This is a genomic window from Salmonella sp. GDC200615, from assembly GCF_050574145.1.
GTDB classification, from domain to species: Bacteria; Pseudomonadota; Gammaproteobacteria; order Enterobacterales; family Enterobacteriaceae; genus Salmonella; species Salmonella enterica.
Map to the genome: position 1 here is coordinate 1,813,377 of NZ_CP192247.1, position 16,639 is coordinate 1,830,015.

13 protein-coding genes, 2 tRNA genes and 5 pseudogenes are annotated in these 16,639 nt (G+C 48.6%); 12 read left to right on the forward strand and 8 right to left on the reverse strand.

Features of this window, described 5'->3' with window-relative positions; translation table 11 throughout:
• Positions 1-20 precede the first annotated feature (20 nt).
• Complete coding sequence (gene cobT, locus ACQ29O_RS08430) at positions 21-1,091, forward strand: nicotinate-nucleotide--dimethylbenzimidazole phosphoribosyltransferase (RefSeq protein WP_001193981.1); 1,071 nt, start codon at positions 21-23, stop codon at positions 1,089-1,091.
• A 77-nt stretch (positions 1,092-1,168) separates the two neighbouring features.
• Entirely contained in the window at positions 1,169-2,098 is a 930-nt protein-coding gene (gene ldtA / locus ACQ29O_RS08435) for a L,D-transpeptidase (protein ID WP_001252824.1), read from the forward strand.
• A gap of 225 nt (positions 2,099-2,323) precedes the next feature.
• Here ldtA and ACQ29O_RS08440 read toward each other — a convergent pair.
• Positions 2,324-2,399, reverse strand: a tRNA-Asn gene (locus ACQ29O_RS08440).
• A gap of 159 nt (positions 2,400-2,558) precedes the next feature.
• Here ACQ29O_RS08440 and ACQ29O_RS08445 point away from each other — a divergent pair.
• The 4 genes and pseudogenes from ACQ29O_RS08445 (at position 2,559) to ACQ29O_RS08460 (ending at position 5,426) form a co-directional block, all read left to right on the forward strand.
• Positions 2,559-4,017, forward strand: a pseudogene (locus tag ACQ29O_RS08445) (EmmdR/YeeO family multidrug/toxin efflux MATE transporter).
• A 140-nt stretch (positions 4,018-4,157) separates the two neighbouring features.
• A tRNA-Asn gene (locus ACQ29O_RS08450) sits at positions 4,158-4,233 on the forward strand.
• Between the two features lie 409 nt (positions 4,234-4,642).
• A pseudogene (locus ACQ29O_RS08455) lies at positions 4,643-5,106 on the forward strand (STM2901 family protein).
• Positions 5,100-5,426, forward strand: a complete 327-nt coding sequence (locus ACQ29O_RS08460; RefSeq protein WP_000228159.1) for a DUF1493 family protein — start codon at positions 5,100-5,102, stop codon at positions 5,424-5,426. Before ACQ29O_RS08455 ends, ACQ29O_RS08460 begins: the two are co-directional and overlap by 7 nt.
• Here ACQ29O_RS08460 and ACQ29O_RS08465 read toward each other — a convergent pair.
• Complete coding sequence (locus ACQ29O_RS08465) at positions 5,415-5,576, reverse strand: hypothetical protein (protein WP_001536381.1); 162 nt, start codon at positions 5,574-5,576, stop codon at positions 5,415-5,417. The two genes, ACQ29O_RS08460 and ACQ29O_RS08465, sit on opposite strands and share 12 nt — an antisense overlap.
• A 45-nt stretch (positions 5,577-5,621) precedes the next feature.
• Here ACQ29O_RS08465 and ACQ29O_RS08470 point away from each other — a divergent pair, with 45 nt between their 5' ends.
• Positions 5,622-7,076, forward strand: coding sequence for an AMP nucleosidase (locus tag ACQ29O_RS08470; protein WP_000428188.1), 1,455 nt, complete (start codon positions 5,622-5,624; stop codon positions 7,074-7,076).
• A gap of 521 nt (positions 7,077-7,597) precedes the next feature.
• Here the strand turns inward: ACQ29O_RS08470 and ACQ29O_RS08475 are convergent.
• Positions 7,598-7,771, reverse strand: a complete 174-nt coding sequence (locus tag ACQ29O_RS08475) for a hypothetical protein (protein ID WP_000957535.1) — start codon at positions 7,769-7,771, stop codon at positions 7,598-7,600.
• 47 nt (positions 7,772-7,818) lie between these two features.
• Between ACQ29O_RS08475 and ACQ29O_RS08480 the strand changes: the two are divergent.
• A pseudogene (locus ACQ29O_RS08480) lies at positions 7,819-7,923 on the forward strand (DUF520 family protein); the annotation flags it as partial.
• Between the two features lie 57 nt (positions 7,924-7,980).
• On the opposite strand, the gene ACQ29O_RS08485 reads toward ACQ29O_RS08480, so the two are convergent.
• The 5 genes and pseudogenes from ACQ29O_RS08485 to ACQ29O_RS08505 all read right to left on the reverse strand — a co-directional run bounded on the left by ACQ29O_RS08485 (position 7,981) and on the right by ACQ29O_RS08505 (position 13,978).
• Positions 7,981-9,711 (reverse strand): hypothetical protein, encoded by a 1,731-nt coding sequence (locus tag ACQ29O_RS08485; protein ID WP_000669119.1) that lies wholly within the window; start codon positions 9,709-9,711, stop codon positions 7,981-7,983.
• A gap of 56 nt (positions 9,712-9,767) precedes the next feature.
• Complete coding sequence (locus tag ACQ29O_RS08490) at positions 9,768-11,462, reverse strand: SEL1-like repeat protein (RefSeq protein ID WP_077918277.1); 1,695 nt, start codon at positions 11,460-11,462, stop codon at positions 9,768-9,770.
• 683 nt (positions 11,463-12,145) lie between these two features.
• Positions 12,146-12,424 (reverse strand): annotated as a pseudogene (locus tag ACQ29O_RS08495) (transposase); the annotation flags it as partial.
• Between the two features lie 85 nt (positions 12,425-12,509).
• Positions 12,510-12,977 (reverse strand): annotated as a pseudogene (locus ACQ29O_RS08500) (phage integrase N-terminal domain-containing protein); the annotation flags it as partial.
• A 476-nt stretch (positions 12,978-13,453) separates the two neighbouring features.
• Positions 13,454-13,978: a hypothetical protein gene (locus ACQ29O_RS08505; RefSeq protein ID WP_001219024.1), complete on the reverse strand. Its 525-nt coding sequence runs from the start codon at positions 13,976-13,978 to the stop codon at positions 13,454-13,456.
• A gap of 542 nt (positions 13,979-14,520) precedes the next feature.
• On the opposite strand from ACQ29O_RS08505, the gene ACQ29O_RS08510 reads away from it, so the two are divergent.
• From ACQ29O_RS08510 to ACQ29O_RS08525, 4 genes are all read left to right on the forward strand, one after another.
• The gene (locus ACQ29O_RS08510; RefSeq protein WP_000166861.1) at positions 14,521-15,396 is read left to right on the forward strand and encodes a DUF6387 family protein; all 876 of its coding nucleotides are present in this window, start codon (positions 14,521-14,523) and stop codon (positions 15,394-15,396) included.
• A gap of 150 nt (positions 15,397-15,546) precedes the next feature.
• Positions 15,547-15,765, forward strand: coding sequence for a helix-turn-helix transcriptional regulator (locus tag ACQ29O_RS08515; RefSeq protein ID WP_000240779.1), 219 nt, complete (start codon positions 15,547-15,549; stop codon positions 15,763-15,765).
• 81 nt (positions 15,766-15,846) lie between these two features.
• A complete protein-coding gene (locus ACQ29O_RS08520) occupies positions 15,847-16,137 on the forward strand; it encodes a hypothetical protein (RefSeq protein ID WP_000687681.1) in 291 nt (96 codons plus the stop codon).
• 44 nt (positions 16,138-16,181) lie between these two features.
• The gene (locus tag ACQ29O_RS08525) at positions 16,182-16,478 is read left to right on the forward strand and encodes a hypothetical protein (protein WP_001091329.1); all 297 of its coding nucleotides are present in this window, start codon (positions 16,182-16,184) and stop codon (positions 16,476-16,478) included.
• The last annotated feature ends 161 nt before the right edge of the window (positions 16,479-16,639 follow it).

A 16,639-nucleotide genomic window follows, 5' to 3' on the forward strand; every position in this document is an offset into this window, starting at 1 on the left:
TATTACGGACGAGACATCTTATGCAGACACTACACGCTTTACTCCGTGACATTCCTGCGCCGGACGCCGAGGCGATGGCGCGTGCGCAGCAACATATTGACGGCCTGCTCAAACCGCCGGGCAGCCTGGGCAGACTGGAAACCTTAGCCGTTCAGCTCGCGGGTATGCCGGGTCTTAACGGTACGCCGCAGGTAGGTGAAAAGGCGGTGCTGGTGATGTGCGCCGACCATGGCGTCTGGGATGAAGGCGTAGCGGTTTCGCCCAAAATCGTGACGGCGATTCAGGCGGCGAATATGACGCGGGGAACAACCGGCGTATGCGTGCTTGCCGCTCAGGCCGGTGCGAAGGTGCATGTCATTGATGTCGGTATTGATGCCGAACCTATTCCTGGCGTAGTTAATATGCGCGTCGCGCGCGGCTGCGGAAATATTGCCGTTGGCCCGGCGATGAGTCGCTTGCAGGCTGAGGCGCTTTTGCTGGAGGTTTCCCGCTACACCTGCGACCTGGCGCAACGCGGCGTGACCTTATTTGGCGTAGGGGAGCTGGGAATGGCGAACACTACGCCAGCCGCCGCGATGGTCAGCGTTTTTACAGGAAGTGATGCAAAAGAGGTGGTGGGGATTGGCGCGAATCTTCCGCCTTCCCGCATCGATAATAAAGTGGACGTCGTGCGGCGGGCGATTGCGATTAATCAGCCCAATCCGCGCGACGGCATTGATGTGTTGTCGAAGGTGGGTGGTTTTGATCTGGTCGGGATGACCGGCGTGATGCTTGGCGCGGCAAGGTGTGGCTTACCCGTATTGCTGGATGGCTTTCTTTCCTACTCGGCAGCGCTGGCGGCCTGTCAGATTGCGCCTGCGGTGAGACCTTATCTGATCCCGTCGCACTTTTCGGCGGAAAAGGGCGCCCGCATCGCGCTCGCGCATTTGTCTATGGATCCCTATTTGCATATGGCGATGCGGTTAGGTGAAGGAAGCGGCGCGGCGCTGGCGATGCCGATCGTGGAAGCCGCGTGCGCCATGTTCCACAACATGGGGGAGTTGGCGGCCAGTAATATTGTCCTGCCGGAGGGGAACGCAAACGCAACATAACCCGGGCGCACAACACCAGCCATGTGAGAAAAAAGCTATACTTAACGCACACCTGCCGCGACAAAGGAAGGGATATAATGCGTCGTATCACACCTTTTTTTCCGTTTTTCGTCTTGTTGGTAAGCCATTTCTCGCTGGCTATAAGCTATCCGTTGCCGCCCGAAGGCAGTCGTCTGGTAGGACAGCCTGTCACAATCGCCGTACCGCAGAACAATACTCAGCCCTTAGAGTCATTTGCCGCCCGCTACGGTCAGGGGCTGAGTAATATGCTTGAAGCGAATCCCGGCGTGGATGTGTTTTTACCTCAGTCTGGTTCCACACTGGTGGTGCCGCAGCAGTTGATTCTGCCTGACACCGTTCGTGAAGGTATTGTGGTAAACGTCGCCGAGATGCGCCTTTATTATTATCCCGCAGGCACGAATACGGTTGAGGTGCTACCTATTGGTATTGGTCAGGCTGGCCGTGGAACGCCGCGCAACTGGGTAACTGCGGTTGAACGCAAACAAGATGGCCCGGTTTGGGTGCCAACGGCTAATACGCGTCGGGAATATGCTAAAGAGGGAAAAACGCTGCCCGCGATGGTGCCTGCGGGGCCGGATAACCCTATGGGGCTATACGCAATATATATCGGCAGGTTATATGCCATCCATGGCACTAACGCTAACTTTGGCATTGGCCTTCGCGTCAGTCAGGGCTGTATCCGTTTACGCAATGACGATATTAAATATTTATTCGACCATGTTCCTGTAGGAACCCGCGTTCAGATTATCGACAGGCCCGTTAAATTTTCGGTAGAGCCGGATGGCAGTCGTTGGCTGGAGGTACACGAACCGCTTTCTCGCAACCGTGCTGAATTTGAGTCAGACAAAAAAGTTCCATTGCCCGTTACGCCAGTGCTGCGCACGTTTATCAAAGGGGATGACGTTGATACTTCGCGGGTTAATGAGGTGCTGGAGCGCCGTTCCGGAATGCCGGTCAACATTAGCGCGGGCAGGCCTGGCCTTTAAATATCCTGTCGCATTGCTGGTTTTCATGGGCTGGAGTATCTGTATTAGTAGTGAGTGTCATGGCAGGGGCTTCATTTTCTCAACGAACCGCTAGCCCTCCGATTAAGTCCCCAAAAACTATGGGCGTCAAAAAACCCGGCAAACCTTATCAGGTCAACCGGGTAAAGATAAGTTCTTGTTTTTTAAACGTCTCCGGACTCACCAGGATGTCCCGAAACTAAAATCTGGCTCCTCTGACTGGACTCGAACCAGTGACATACGGATTAACAGTCCGCCGTTCTACCGACTGAACTACAGAGGAATCGTGTGGGGTCGTATATTAGCGGCGGAAAAATTTTTGTCAAACCCCATTTAACCTCTTACAGATTCGATTGCGGGTTATCTCATCACTTTGTTGCATTTGCAGACATTTTTTCTGCAAAAAGCTTTGCAGCCTTACGATTTCTCGCTCATTATTGAAATGTGGTTTCAACTCTCTTCTTTAAGGTCCATTTTGAACGTCTCCACTGCCTTACGCCAGGCTGTCGTCCGTACGCCCTGGTATGCCAAACGCAAGAGCTACAAAGTGTTGTTCTGGCGTGAAATCACCCCACTTGCTATCCCTATTTTTCTGGAAAATACCTGTGTTTTGCTAATGGGCGTGCTCAGTACTTTTCTCGTCAGTTGGCTGGGCAAGGAAGCAATGGCGGGCGTGGGGCTTGCCGACAGTTTTAATATGGTAATTATGGCTTTTTTTGCGGCTATCGATCTTGGTACTACGGTGGTGGTTGCCTTTAGCCTGGGCAAGCGCGACAGGCGACGGGCAAGGGCGGCGGCGCGCCAGTCGCTGGTGATTATGACGCTATTTGCCGTTGTGCTGGCAGTGGTCATTCATTATTTCGGCAGTGAAATTATTAATATTGTCGCAGGCGAGGCGACGTCAGAAGTAAAGGGGCTGGCGTTAACGTACCTTGAACTGACAGTGCTGAGTTATCCGGCTGCGGCAATTGCGCTAATCGGTAGCGGCGCGCTGCGTGGGGCAGGGAATACGAAAATCCCGTTGATGATTAACGGCGGGATGAACATTCTCAATATTATCATCAGCAGCATCCTGATTTACGGGGCTTTCTCCTGGCAAGGGCTGGGTTTTGCCGGCGCGGGGCTGGGATTAACCATTTCGCGCTACATCGGCGCAGTAGCGATTATTTGGGTGCTGATGATTGGTTTTAATCCGGCGCTGCGCATTCCGCTGAAAAGCTATCTGAAGCCGCTGAATTTCGGCATTATCTGGGAAGTGATGGGTATCGGTATTCCGGCGAGCATTGAATCAGTGCTGTTCAACGGTGGCAAGCTACTGACGCAAATGTTTGTCGCCGGAATGGGCACTAACGTTATTGCGGGTAACTTTATTGCCTTTTCCGTGGCGGCGCTTATCAACCTGCCGGGTAACGCCCTTGGTTCGGCGTCGACTATTATCACCGGTAAGCGTCTTGGTACCGGACAAATTGGTCAGGCAGAGCGTCAATTGCGCCATGTATTCTGGATGTCGACTATCGTACTTACGGCAATCGCCTGGGGGACAGCGCCGTTCGCGGGTCTGTTTTCCTCATTTTATACCCAGGAGCAGGACGTAAAAGAGGTAGTGAAAGTTCTGCTCTGGCTTAATGCTGTCTTTATGCCAATTTGGGCGGCCGCGTGGGTGTTTGCCGTCGGGTTTTAAAGGCGCGCGCGATGTGCGATTTGCGATGTGGGTATCGATGCTGGGGATGTGGGGCTGTCGCGTTGTGGCAGGGTATACGCTTGGTATTGTGCTGGGTATGGGGGTTGTAGGGGTTTGGCTGGGGATGTTTCTTGACTGGGCCGTGCGCGGCGCGCTGTTTTACTGGCGTCTGGTAAGCGGGCGCTGGCTGTGGAGATACCCGCGCGTAAAGAGGGAGTAAGCGCTTTTTGCTGTGAAAATCATCAGGAAACGGTGAATTTTAACCGAAGTGTGGAATAAAGCAGCAAACGAACTTTTTTTGTGAAAACAGGCTTTGACAAGCCAGGGGCACCTCGTTAATATTCGCCCCGTTCACACGATTCCTCTGTAGTTCAGTCGGTAGAACGGCGGACTGTTAATCCGTATGTCACTGGTTCGAGTCCAGTCAGAGGAGCCAGATTTTAGTTTCGGGACATCCTGGTGAGTCCGGAGACGTTTAAAAAACAATAAATTATCTTTACCCGGTTGACCTGAGAAGGTTTACCGGGTTTTTTGACATTAGGGGCTTAATCGGGGCCTCGCGGTTCGCTGAGAAAATGGAGCCCCCACCTATGGCATTAACCGATACCGCTATCCGCAAGATCAAACCCGTATCAGTATGCTGACATATAGATGTGTTCGGTTCAAACGGAGCGATCACACAAGCTTGCCAGGTGATGCCCCTGGTGGGAATCGCGACTGTCTCTTTCATCTGATTTCAGATATTTCCCGTGATCTTGATCCGTTCTTTCCCAAAAGATTGATTTCTTTCATTCGAAACAAGGATGTACAATAAGTAAACCAAAATAGTAACTATAGAGTTTCTAATGGATACAGTAGAAGAACTAAATGGAACATACTTCTATGCAGGAAAATCCAATCTGACTGCTGCCGAACTTCTGTTATGATTTTCTGTGAGAATACCGCAAGCCAGTTTGGGATTGGTGTTGCAGATTTCGGGGCTGTTGTTGCTTTGGCATCAGGTCGTAATAATCTTTGGACAAGGGCGAAACCCGCTGGAGCGACTAAAGGCACATCATACGCGTCCAGGACTGCACGTGCAGTGTTTAAAAAGTCAAAATTTCCCTTTGGAATATCCCTTCCGACATGGTTAGGCGGTTACACCCCGTGGACAGCCAGACGTGTTATGGTTCGTAACATTGCGCCGTTTGTTGGACGTTTCATTCCTTTGATCGGGGAAATTATCTTTGCCGCAGATGTGTCACAAATAACATATCGCACTATACGCGACTACAATACCATTGCTCGGGGCAATGATAAGTTATGGTAGACAATATTGAACAGCAAGTTTACGAGCTTGTACGGCCTTATGCTGGCACATATCTGTTCAACATTAAGCAAGTGGAATTAACACCAGAGATTGACCTTGATACTGATCTGAGCATTGATGAACTTGAAGCCGAAGATCTCATGAATAAATTCTTCGAGAAACTCAATGTCGAGCGAGGTAACTTCAGAATAGAAACCTATTTTCCTAATCACCCTTTTTCATGGCATCCGTTCAAGAAAACGGAACCTGTACCCGTCCCAGATTTCACTATCAGCATGCTGATCGAGTCAGCAAAAGCCGGGAAATGGTTATATGACTAATTGTAATGAACTTAACAAATGGCTGTACCAGTACCCTTCTTTTTGAGCGATGATGGTGGCGCTAAGATAGTTCTCTTTTCTTTTTAAAGGGTTCATGTTTACTGTCGCCACCCCTACGCTAACCCCTTTAGTTTCCTCCTTTGCTGTCATACTATCGAATGACGTGCCTCACCTGTGAACGCTAAGGAGAATAATATGGAAAATAAAGGCACAAACCTAACGCCCGAGCAGGCGCTGGATCGCCTGGAGGAGCTATACGAGCAGTCGGTTAACGCGCTCCGTGAAGCCATCGCTGACTATGTTGATAACGGTACGCTGCCCGATCCCCACGCCAGGCTTAACGGACTGTTTGTTTATCCTTCGCTGTCTGTAAGCTGGGATGGCGCGACACCGAACCCGCCTAAAACACGCGCTTTTGGACGCTTTACTCATCCCGGCTGTTATACCACTACCGTTACGCGGCCTGCGCTATTTCGCGCTTATCTTCTGGAACAGCTTAACCTCGTTTACCATGATTATGGCGCGCATATTGCGGTAGAGGCCTCGCACCATGAGATCCCGTATCCTTATGTGATCGATGGCTCGGCTCTGACGCTGGATCGTTCTATGAGCGCCGGGCTAACGCGCCATTTTCCTACCACAGAACTGGCGCAGATTGGCGATGAGACGGCAGACGGTCTGTTCCACCCCGGCGAATTCTATCCGCTATCGCACTTCGACGCGCGTCGTGTTGACTTCTCGTTGGCCCGGTTACGGCACTATTCCGGTACGCCGGTTGAACATTTTCAGCCCTTCGTTTTGTTTACCAACTACACCCGCTATGTCGATGAGTTTGTGCGCTGGGGATGCAGCCAAATTCTTGATCCTGACAGTCCCTATATCGCGCTTTCCTGTGCCGGCGGAATTTGGATCACGGCAGAAACGGAAGCGCCGGAAGAGGCTATTTCCGATCTGGCCTGGAAGAAGCATCAGATGCCCGCCTGGCACCTGGTAACGGCAGATGGGCAGGGGATTACGCTGGTAAATATCGGTGTCGGCCCTTCAAATGCTAAAACGATTTGCGACCATTTGGCCGTGTTGCGGCCTGACGTCTGGCTTATGATTGGGCACTGTGGAGGGTTACGAGAAAGTCAGGCGATTGGTGATTATGTGCTGGCCCATGCCTACTTACGCGATGATCATGTGCTGGATGCCGTTCTGCCGCCTGATATTCCTATTCCAAGCATTGCGGAAGTACAGCGTGCGCTGTACGACGCTACCAAAGCGGTTAGCGGAATTCCCGGTGAAGAGGTGAAACAGCGACTGCGCACGGGAACGGTCGTCACCACGGATGATCGTAACTGGGAGCTTCGTTATTCCGCATCGGCGCTGCGATTCAACCTTAGCCGCGCGGTCGCGATTGATATGGAGAGCGCGACGATTGCAGCCCAGGGCTATCGCTTCCGCGTGCCTTACGGCACGCTGCTTTGTGTTTCTGACAAACCTTTACACGGTGAAATTAAACTGCCCGGGCAGGCAAACCGGTTTTATGAGGGGGCTATTTCAGAACATTTGCAAATTGGTATTCGTGCTATTGATTTACTACGCGCAGAAGGTGATCGTTTGCACTCACGTAAATTACGCACGTTTAATGAGCCACCGTTTCGCTAACGAAATGAGCTGTCGCCTGCTGCTGGACAGGAGTGGAAGAGGCGTATTTATGTGATATGGAAAGCGGCTGAATGAAGCCTTAGCGGGAGGCGATTCTGCATCCCGCTAAGGCCTTATTGTGCCGCGAGCTTCATCACCATCGCCGGATACCTGTCGCCGATAACCGCGTCTATGCCAGGAAACGCCCCGGAAGGCGAAAACATTGCGCCACACTTCACGCTCCTTGAGCGCCTGACCCACAAGCCCGGATTAACAAGCAGATACCGACCGTGAGAATCGATCAGCTTAAAGGGGTTATCAGAAGGCTTGATACTGAGGATTTTCGCGTCGGACAGGGATATAGGGTGGTCACGCCATTATCGAACTCATAGCGCCACGAGTGGCGCGGAAAGCCTTCATCATCATAGTGGCGCACGTCGGTAAAGCGCACCAGCCGGTGCTCGCCGTTCCATTCAAATCGGTGCTCCCGGCACTGCGCCTTGCCCCAGCGGTCAGCGATGGGATTGCCGAACTCGTCGTACTCATAGTGGTGGTCTGCCCTGTAGCAGCAGGCGGTCGCCTTTGACTTTCGCCTGATGCTCGCCACCTTCGGGCGGCATGTTCATGCCCAGCAGGTTGTCGTCGTCGTCAAAGCTGAACTCCTCGTGCAGGGCGTTCCAGCGCGGGTCTTCCGGCAGGCGGTGTTGGGTCAACATTAATATCTTGCGGTAATCTCTGTGGGTTTGGATTCGAATTTACGTTAGTGCGTGTGACCGGTAAATCCCGCGACGATCTGCAGGCAGCGATGGTGCTGATGCGCGGCGGCAATCTGGGCCAGCCGTTCCAGTTCAAAAACTTCCGCGATTGATTTTTCCCGCCCGCCGCCTTCCCGCATGTGAGAAAGGTGGCCGGGCGGGTAAATCGATTAAGGCGTGGCTTTTTTAGGCTCTGCGGCCTTGTTATACAACGCCTGAATCAGCGCCTGCTGTTCCGCTCCCGGTATGATACCCAATCTGTGAAAAATATTCCCAATCTGATAAAGCTGCTGATTACCGGTGTCGTCCTGGCGGGTAATCGACGCCTGCGTGGTTAATTTTTTCAGCGTAAAGGTAATATGTTCCTGACACTCGGGCGTGTTTTCAGAACAAATCTGGCGTAACAGCATCAGGTTTTTATTATCGACCCTATCTGCGTTAATCATCAATTCCCTTGCCTGACTCCACTGTTTTGCATTCATGTAGTGGTCGATCATCGCCTCCTCTTCGAGAGAGGGAACGTGCTGGTGTAACACCCGTTTGGCATTCACCGTGTCGTTGCCATAGCCGTAAAGCTCTGCAAGTCTTTGAAAGGAACGCGACATATCTTCATCAGGCCAGGCTTTTGCTTGGCTGAGGTAAATCGCCTCGGCGCTGACGGCTAATTTTTGCGCTGCCTCAGGATGGCCAATTTCTTTGAGTACTTCACCTATTTCATTTGTTGCATCTTCCCATTCGGCGAACGTCAGGGTTTGCGCCTCGGCGGAGAGGGTTGCGATATGCTTTTCCGCCACAGCATTCTGCTTATGCTGAAAGAGATTCTTCAGCGCTTTGATTTTGTACTCGTAGCAATACCTGTCGTCGTAGCAGGTATATTCCGGCGCGCTCATCAGCAAATCGATACGCTTATTCATCAGCGCAACATCATCAAGCTTGCTTAATAAATCAATCAGCTCCATTTCAATGCGCGGCGAAGGGGCAAAATTGAATATTTTATCGACCTGCGTCACATAGGTTGAAAGCGTCTCCTGATAATTCTGTGTCAGCTCGTTTTTCTTATAAAAAGAGAGCAATCCCGGTAATGAATACTGGAAATAGCTTCCTTTATTGCCGGTTGCTTTGCGCAATCTCGCAGACAACGCCATCGCCTTCTCTTTATTACCCGTGGCGTAATAGATCTCCATCAGGTCGAGATACTCCTGATAACGGTAGGCTTCAGCACTCGGTTGTTGAGCAATAGCCGTATCAAACATTTTCAGCGCGCTATCTGCGTAAACCAACGCCTTTGCGGTGTCGCCCTTGGCATGGTACTGCTTCGCAATAATAAGCAGCATTTTTAGCTGAGTATAAGGAACAACAATTTTATCAGCGTAATTTTCATTATAAATAGCGGCGGTTTTATCAGGATCTGAGTGCCAGGATTTTAAAACCGTGGCTAAATAAAAATTCCTCGCGTCGGCATTTTTGCTAAGAAGGGCTAAGGCTTTTTCAGGCTGTTTGCGATTAACCCAGCCATCAACGTAGCTCTCGTAGGCGGTAATGCTCGACGGTTTATCGAGACCAATTTTGGACAGGAAAACCATCGCGGCATCCGGGCTATTATTTTCAGCGATCCACGAGGCCTCATGGTTTAGCGAAAACTTCGCATCATTCGATTGTGTGTCCAGCTTTTTCAGTAATGCATCCGCACGGCTCATCGGGCCGTACATAAACAGTTCCCTGTGTAATTCAAACCAGGCTGCCTGCGATTTAAAAGTGGTGTTTTCATTTAAAGGGACGGCATTTTGCAGTTTCTGTTCGACAACTGACCAGACATCAGGCGATTGCTGACTTTGTGCAACGCTCTGATAAGAGTAAAAAACCGTGGCGGCTGTGAGTAATGTGGCGAATTTAAATTTCATAGCAACGTGTATCCTTTCAGTTCCGTTTGAATAGCCTCTTTACAGCAAAGTCATATTTACTTAGTTTGAGGCGTTAATTCCTTTAAGGCTGCCAGTGCAGGTTTGACGCCGCCTTTTACCGCCGCTGTAAGATGAAGTTTGGCTTTGTTGAGGTCTTTCTCAACGCCATCACCATTCCTGTACATGAGTCCAAGGTTATAGTGCGCCTGAGCATTTCCCTGGTCAGCGGATTTTTTAATCCACTTATAGGCTTCCGGCAGGTTTTTCGGCATTCCTTCGCCGATAAGATTTAAATATCCCACTTCTAACTGCGCATCACTTTCGCCAAGCTCTGCCGCTTTGAATAAATAGGAGAGATATTTTTTGCTGTCTTGCGTTACGCCATCACCGTCGTTGTACGCATAGGCCAAAAAGAGAAGCGCGCCGGGATGATTTTGCTCTGCGGACTGAGTTAACCATTTCATCGCCGCATCGTAGTTTGTGCATTCAAACTCATACTTACCTAAATGATATTGCGCAGTGCTGTCACCCTGCTTTGCCTTATTGGTGACGTCAGTCGGCGCATATAGCTCTGAAAGCTCTTCATCGTTGTGGTAACAACGGATGTATTTTATGCCGTCTTCATCATAGGCTTCTTCTGTACCTTCCTTGCCGCCATCGACATAGGGCAGCGCACTTAAGACCTTACCCGTACGATCGTTAAACTCTCTTTTCAGGCCGTTTCTTTCATCATTAGCAAACATAACCTCTTCAACAAGTTTACCGGTACGTTCGCTCCAGCGGCGATCGGCTCCCTGCTTTTTATCGTCTTTATATTCGGTGGTATAGGTGAGTTTGCCCTGTTCATTCCAGTGCTTAGCATCCCCATTTAGCATACCGTTTTTATAGGGATAGACTGATTCGCGGTGACCATTTTCGTACCACTTTTCGGAATCCCCGTCTAACACATCATGTTTATACATTTTGGATGAGGCAGGCTTTCCGTTGCTGAACCATTCTTTGACCGCACCATGTTTACGGCCTTCACTATCAAAAGAGGATTCTTCTTTGGGATGCCCATTTCCATACCAGCTCTGAGCAGAAAGCTGTTTGCCATTTTTATAAGTCGCTTTAGAAAGGAGTTTGCCCTCTTCACTGTATTGTTCGAACGTTCCGTCGTTTTCACCTTGGTTATTTCTGTGGTAAACACCACGAATTTTACCGGTAGAATAATATTCCGTACTGGTGCCGACAATGGTGCCTTTTCTGTATGAATATTTCCCCTTTATTTTCCCATCAGGGAAATATTCAAATGCCGGGCCTTCCAGTTTCTGATTTAAATAGCTGTGTTTTTGTTTTAAAACGCCGTTATCATAAAAATGTGGGCATTCGCCATCTTTAATTTTACCTTGGGCAAAGTAACGTTTACTTTCAACGGCTCCGTTTTCATGGTATACGATGTATTCCCCTTCGGGTTGACCATCTTTAAACGTCAGCGTTTCCGCTATTTTGTCTTTTTCATCAAAGTAAGTTTCAGCTTTTCCGTCACGCTTATTTTGCGCATTATAATGATAAATATTTTTGAGATTGCCGCTTTCATAGAAAGATTTAAATACAGAAACACGTTGTCGGTTAGCGAAGTTTTCTTCGTTGGTATAGCCTTCAAAGGCTATCTGTTTACTCTGCATCACCTCCCCTGTTTCTTCTGAGGATTCCAGATACCAGCCGGTGACTTTCCATAATTTTTTCTCTTTGTCATAGGGGAGGGGCATATGGACTACTGTTGTTGCCTGACGTTTAACCGTCGGTTGCAGTTCATCATCCAGCCACAAGTCAGACGATCTTTTCATGTATTCGGCACCGCACAGCGCTTCGGTACATAGCTCGATTCCAGTCAGCATGGGCGTGCCGCCAGCATCGCACTGATCGACCGTCAGGTAAAAATAACGGTCATCGAGAATAGCCGGTCTTAAACTGCGTATTTTATTAATATATTCTTCTGTCGTCAGTCCCATTGATTCTGCGCGCGCAGAAAGGGTATTAGTATTACAGGGTGTTTTATCTTTAAAATAATAACGGTCGGCGAGTAAAAGTTTCAGGTCACTGCTAATGGCGGTTTTATTAAAATCGATATTTTCAATTTGGGCGATGAAATTAACGGGTTTGGATTCTGTACTGGGGGATTGTTTTGCACATATATTCGCGCAATATAATGAAACTATAATTGTTATGAATATTTTCTTCAAGATGTTCTCCTTGTATGAATAATAACTCCCTGAAACTTATTTCATGCTATAGAAACAAAGAGTTAATGTAAAGGATGCGAGGAGCATATTCTGGCAGGAGAGAGTTTTCTTCAGTTACCAGTAAGAATAATTTAAGTATTACGAGCGCGTTGTTTTTAATTTGATAATAACGCGCTGATGATTATTAACGATTATATACCCAATAAACCTCAAGATGCGGGAGTGAGCACCTGAAAGTGATCTTTAATTCGGGATGTCAGTGAGTCCGCTATATCCGGCAGCCTCTGGTTAAAAAAGACAGATATTGCGTCCCTGAACTCTCGCGTACTGCTGAAGTAGCGATTATTCCGGGCATGTTCGTTCATTAATTTCCACATTCGTTCTATCGGATTCAGGTTTGGACTGTAAGGGGGAAGGTAATGCAGCCTGATATTTACCACCTCCGCCCAGTCTTTCACTAACTGTGAACGGTGGTAACCTGCTCCATCCGCTGCTCGCTCTTAGCCAGCTGTCAAATTTGCCCATACACCTGCGCCACATACCGCCCACGCCCGTCCCCATGCCCCAGATCCATTGCACACTCTGCACCGCTTCCTGTGAACGTAAGCCCATCAGCCTCGCCAGTTCCAGCGCCGCCGCCAGTCCCGGATCTTTCATGCGGGCCGTCTCCAGCACATGATGATAATGTTCCGGCGTGATCGCCTGTCGCGTCCCGCTGCGCGATGCACCAGCCAGACCCAGCGATTTATTAGTCAGCCACTCATGCTCTGCCACCTGTTTACGCCCGGCCTGTTGCAGAACAGCGCGCAGCGAGGCCATTTCATTTTGCAGCGTGCGTTTGCCGATCCCCTGCGCCAACCTTTCATGAATATAGCTTTCAATGTGGCGCACCTTAATCTGCGCAACCCGCTGGATATGGACGTTCAAAGCCCGTAAGTGATGATCGAAACGCTGCACGATATGAATGCAATCGTTCACCGTTTTATGGCTACCGCCACAGTGCTTTGCCAGTGCCTTCATTTCACCACCTAACTTGCCCATACACTTCTCCTATGATTTTGAGAACACAAACAGTCTCCGGCGTATGCTCTTTGGCTGCGCCAGAACGATACCTTTACGCCGGAGTGGCAGTTTGTTGAGGTATAGGGAGTTTCAGACTGTACGCGGTACAGGCTGCCTGCGTGAGCAGAAATTCTCCGGGGCATCAGCCCCCCCCCCTCGGTATCGATCTTTTTCTCTTCTTTCTTGCTGACAGCGGCCCCAAAAAGGCGTGTCAGATTCGGGAATGAACGCCGGAACCCCGAAAACAGGGGCATGGCGCGGTGTAGTGGTTGTGCGTCACTTTGTCGCTTTGCGCGACGAAAGTGACGCACCGGTTGAGTGCCGGGCGCGAAAGATCGCGGATTCTGGCGCAGATTGACGGTCACGCGGCAGCAAAGCCGGACGTCTTTGCAGGCCGCAGCCCGTAAAGTAAAAGGCGCTGATGTGGTAACAGGTGCCGGGTGGAATCGCTTCCGTCACGGTGCAGCATTGACCAGAGATCTGGCGCAGGTACTATCGAGATACTCTTTCAGTTCTTTGGTACCGAACGTGTCGATAGCCCGCTGAGCTGCGCCAAGATTAGACGCCAGCTTGTCACCGCCAATGTCTTTATCGGCTTTAACTGCCGCAGCCCAGTCTTCTGTTTGCTTCTGCCATGACTCCGCTTGCTGTTGTTGCACTCCCGCCAGCACTTTCGGATAGACGTCCACCAGCTTCTGCGCCTGCTCCTGCGTCAGGTTCAGTTCACGCGCCACTGGTTCGAACTGCGCCAGCGCGCTGGTATCGAGTTCCTGACCTTCAGGGGCGGTGAACGCGTATTTCTCCGGCGCGCCGGGCGGCGTTTCTTCTTTCGGTGGAGTGGGCTTATTGGGATCGGCGGGTGGGTCGTGTGGTTTTTCAGAAGCGGGACCATCTGACGGTGGATCGGCGGGTGGATTTTCTGACGGTTTTCCTGTACCCGGATCGGTCTGCGTGCCGCCAGCGGTATCGGTTAATGCCATAGGAGGGGGCTCTATTTACTCAACGAACCGTGAGGCCCCGATTAAGCCCCAAAAACTATGGATGTCAAAAAACCCGGCAAACCTTATCAGATCAACCGGGTAAAGATAATTTCTTGTTTTTTAAACGTCTCCGGACTCGCCAGGATGTCCCGAAACTAAAATCTGGCTCCTCTGACTGGACTCGAACTTCATCTGTAGCTCCTGCTGTTAGTGGCTTTCAAAAAATGGCGTCTGTTTTTACCATCATATTTACCAGCATTTTTAATGCTGTATTACCATAAAGTCAATTACTATCAATTAGTTATGACAATACACTTCACTGAACCTTACTGAACGATCTTCCTGTGCTGCTATAAATTTTATCTCGTTTATTCAACAGATTACCGCTATTGCCCGATATGTTTCCTCCCGGAAAGATAAGTAAGGGCAGAAGAATACGTTATGACCAATGCTGAGATAGCCAGCCATCTTTATTCCCTTTCTCTATGCTGCTGGATGCGTTAACGTCAATGTAATGAACATCAACATTTTTAGGGAAAAGAATGACAAAAAGATTGCCTGTCGCGGAGATAGTGGAAGCATTAAGCAAATGGTTTGATGTTAGCCGCTATGATGCGCTGAAAAACCTCACTCTGGAACAAATTTATGCGGAACTGGAAAGGCGCATGTTTGCCTACAAAGCCAGACAACAATGGGAAACACTGGATGATAAGCATCGTAATGCCGTTATTCACCATGATGCGATGATCCACTCTGGCAGGGTCTTGCTGGAGGATAAATGGATCTCTGATAGCCACATGCTGGCTCATAGCTATGCCGTCAGGCCAATGACAAGGGATTCACTGTTTAACTATGGACGGGCAATGTATCGACTGGAGAATACACCTCCAGAAGAAAATGTTTCAGTGAGTTCGGATTACATATCTGAATACCTGAAACAGGGAGGGCTGAACCCTGCTAACAAGATGCTGATTGAAATTGATTTGGAAGAAGCCAGTAGCGACGATCTGGCTGAACACCTGAAAGTGCTTATCAATCAATGGCAGAAGCACCTGAAAGTGCCTAAACCACCGGAAAAAGATTTTCGTTTTGGTCATAAAACATTCCAGAAGATACTCGATTACAAGATTATCCCTCTGATGGACCTCATAGCTTGGGAACAGCTCAACAATCAGAAAATCAAATACCCTGTATTGGCTGGTATCCTGCACCCTGATATGCGTTATGCCAGAGGTAGCGAGCAAATCAAAGACACTGATTATCCGCTTGCCCACGGTTTTTTAAACAATGACAATTATTTCAAGTCACTGAATGATTTTTTCATAAAAAACAATCTGGTGAAAAACTCACCTATTCTTGATGTCATCGCAATGAATGACAAACCAGAAACAAAAAAGAAAACAAGGGACATCCACTAACCCTGAACTTCCCCTGTATTCATATTATATAAACATCCCCTAAACTCACTGGTCCTGAACATCCCTCCGGTTCAGGACTGGTGAACCAACCTAGTTTTTTACAAGCGATCTCCATACAATTATCTCCATCGAATAACACAGGAGATAAATATGGTTAAAAGAGAAATAAAAGCAAAGACAACGTTTATCCGTTTGCCAGAAGTAATAAAACGCACCGGATTTGGTAAAACGTGGATTTACGAACTGATTAAGGCCGGGCGTTTTCCATCTCAGGTGAAAACAGGGATAAGAGCAGTGGCATTCATTGAAAGTGAGATTGATGAATGGATTGAAGCGACTATTCGAAACTCACGCCAGAACGCAGCATAAAAACAGAAATAGGATCTCGTGTCGAACAGATATCTGTTCGTACAGGGCATCTTATTACCCTAAACAATAATGGAGAAAAACATGAAGATAGAACTTATTACAACAAAACAGTTTATTGAACAAGCCGAATGTTATTTCAGGAACTATATGGACGGATTGCGGAGGAATGCACCAGATGATTTTTATTATTTTCTCAACAATAAATACAATATGAATGACATTATGGAAAGTATCATTAAAAAAACGAGATATTATTTTTATGATGACACCGAAGAAGGCAAAAGGAATCGGATTTATGGAGAAGTAAGTCACTGTAAGGTAAAGCAACATCTTCGTCAGCTTTGGATTATCTATAAGTGTGTATACCGCTAATACTACAGCATTTCATTTTTAATATTAACCAAAAGGAAAAGCCAATGAATACATTTAAAAATAAAACTACTGAAATCTTTTATGTTGTGTCCTTGCATATCTATGCGGAGCTTTTTAACTCAAAGGATAAAACAACCAGTAATATGATTATGACGCATGTAATGGATCATGAGTTTGTCTGTAGGCTAATCGATCTGGCAATGAGGAATGCTGAGAAGCATCTTCTGAAAAAAGCATGGAAAAAAAACGCTGCTGAAAAACTGTCAGAGGTGGATTTTAAAGGGGTTAAGCAGGCATTAGCCAAAATGCACTACACCGTTCTGGCAGAGTCAATATGTTGATGTGTTCTGACGTATACCGGCCCCTTCATGGGGCTGATAACCGGACAATTAAGGTGCTGTTCTGCGGCGAGACTTGTTTTGCTGCTGTTCGAAGGTTGGACTAATGTCTGACAACTGGTCAGGGCACTCTATTTATAACTATAAATTTGATTGAGATCATT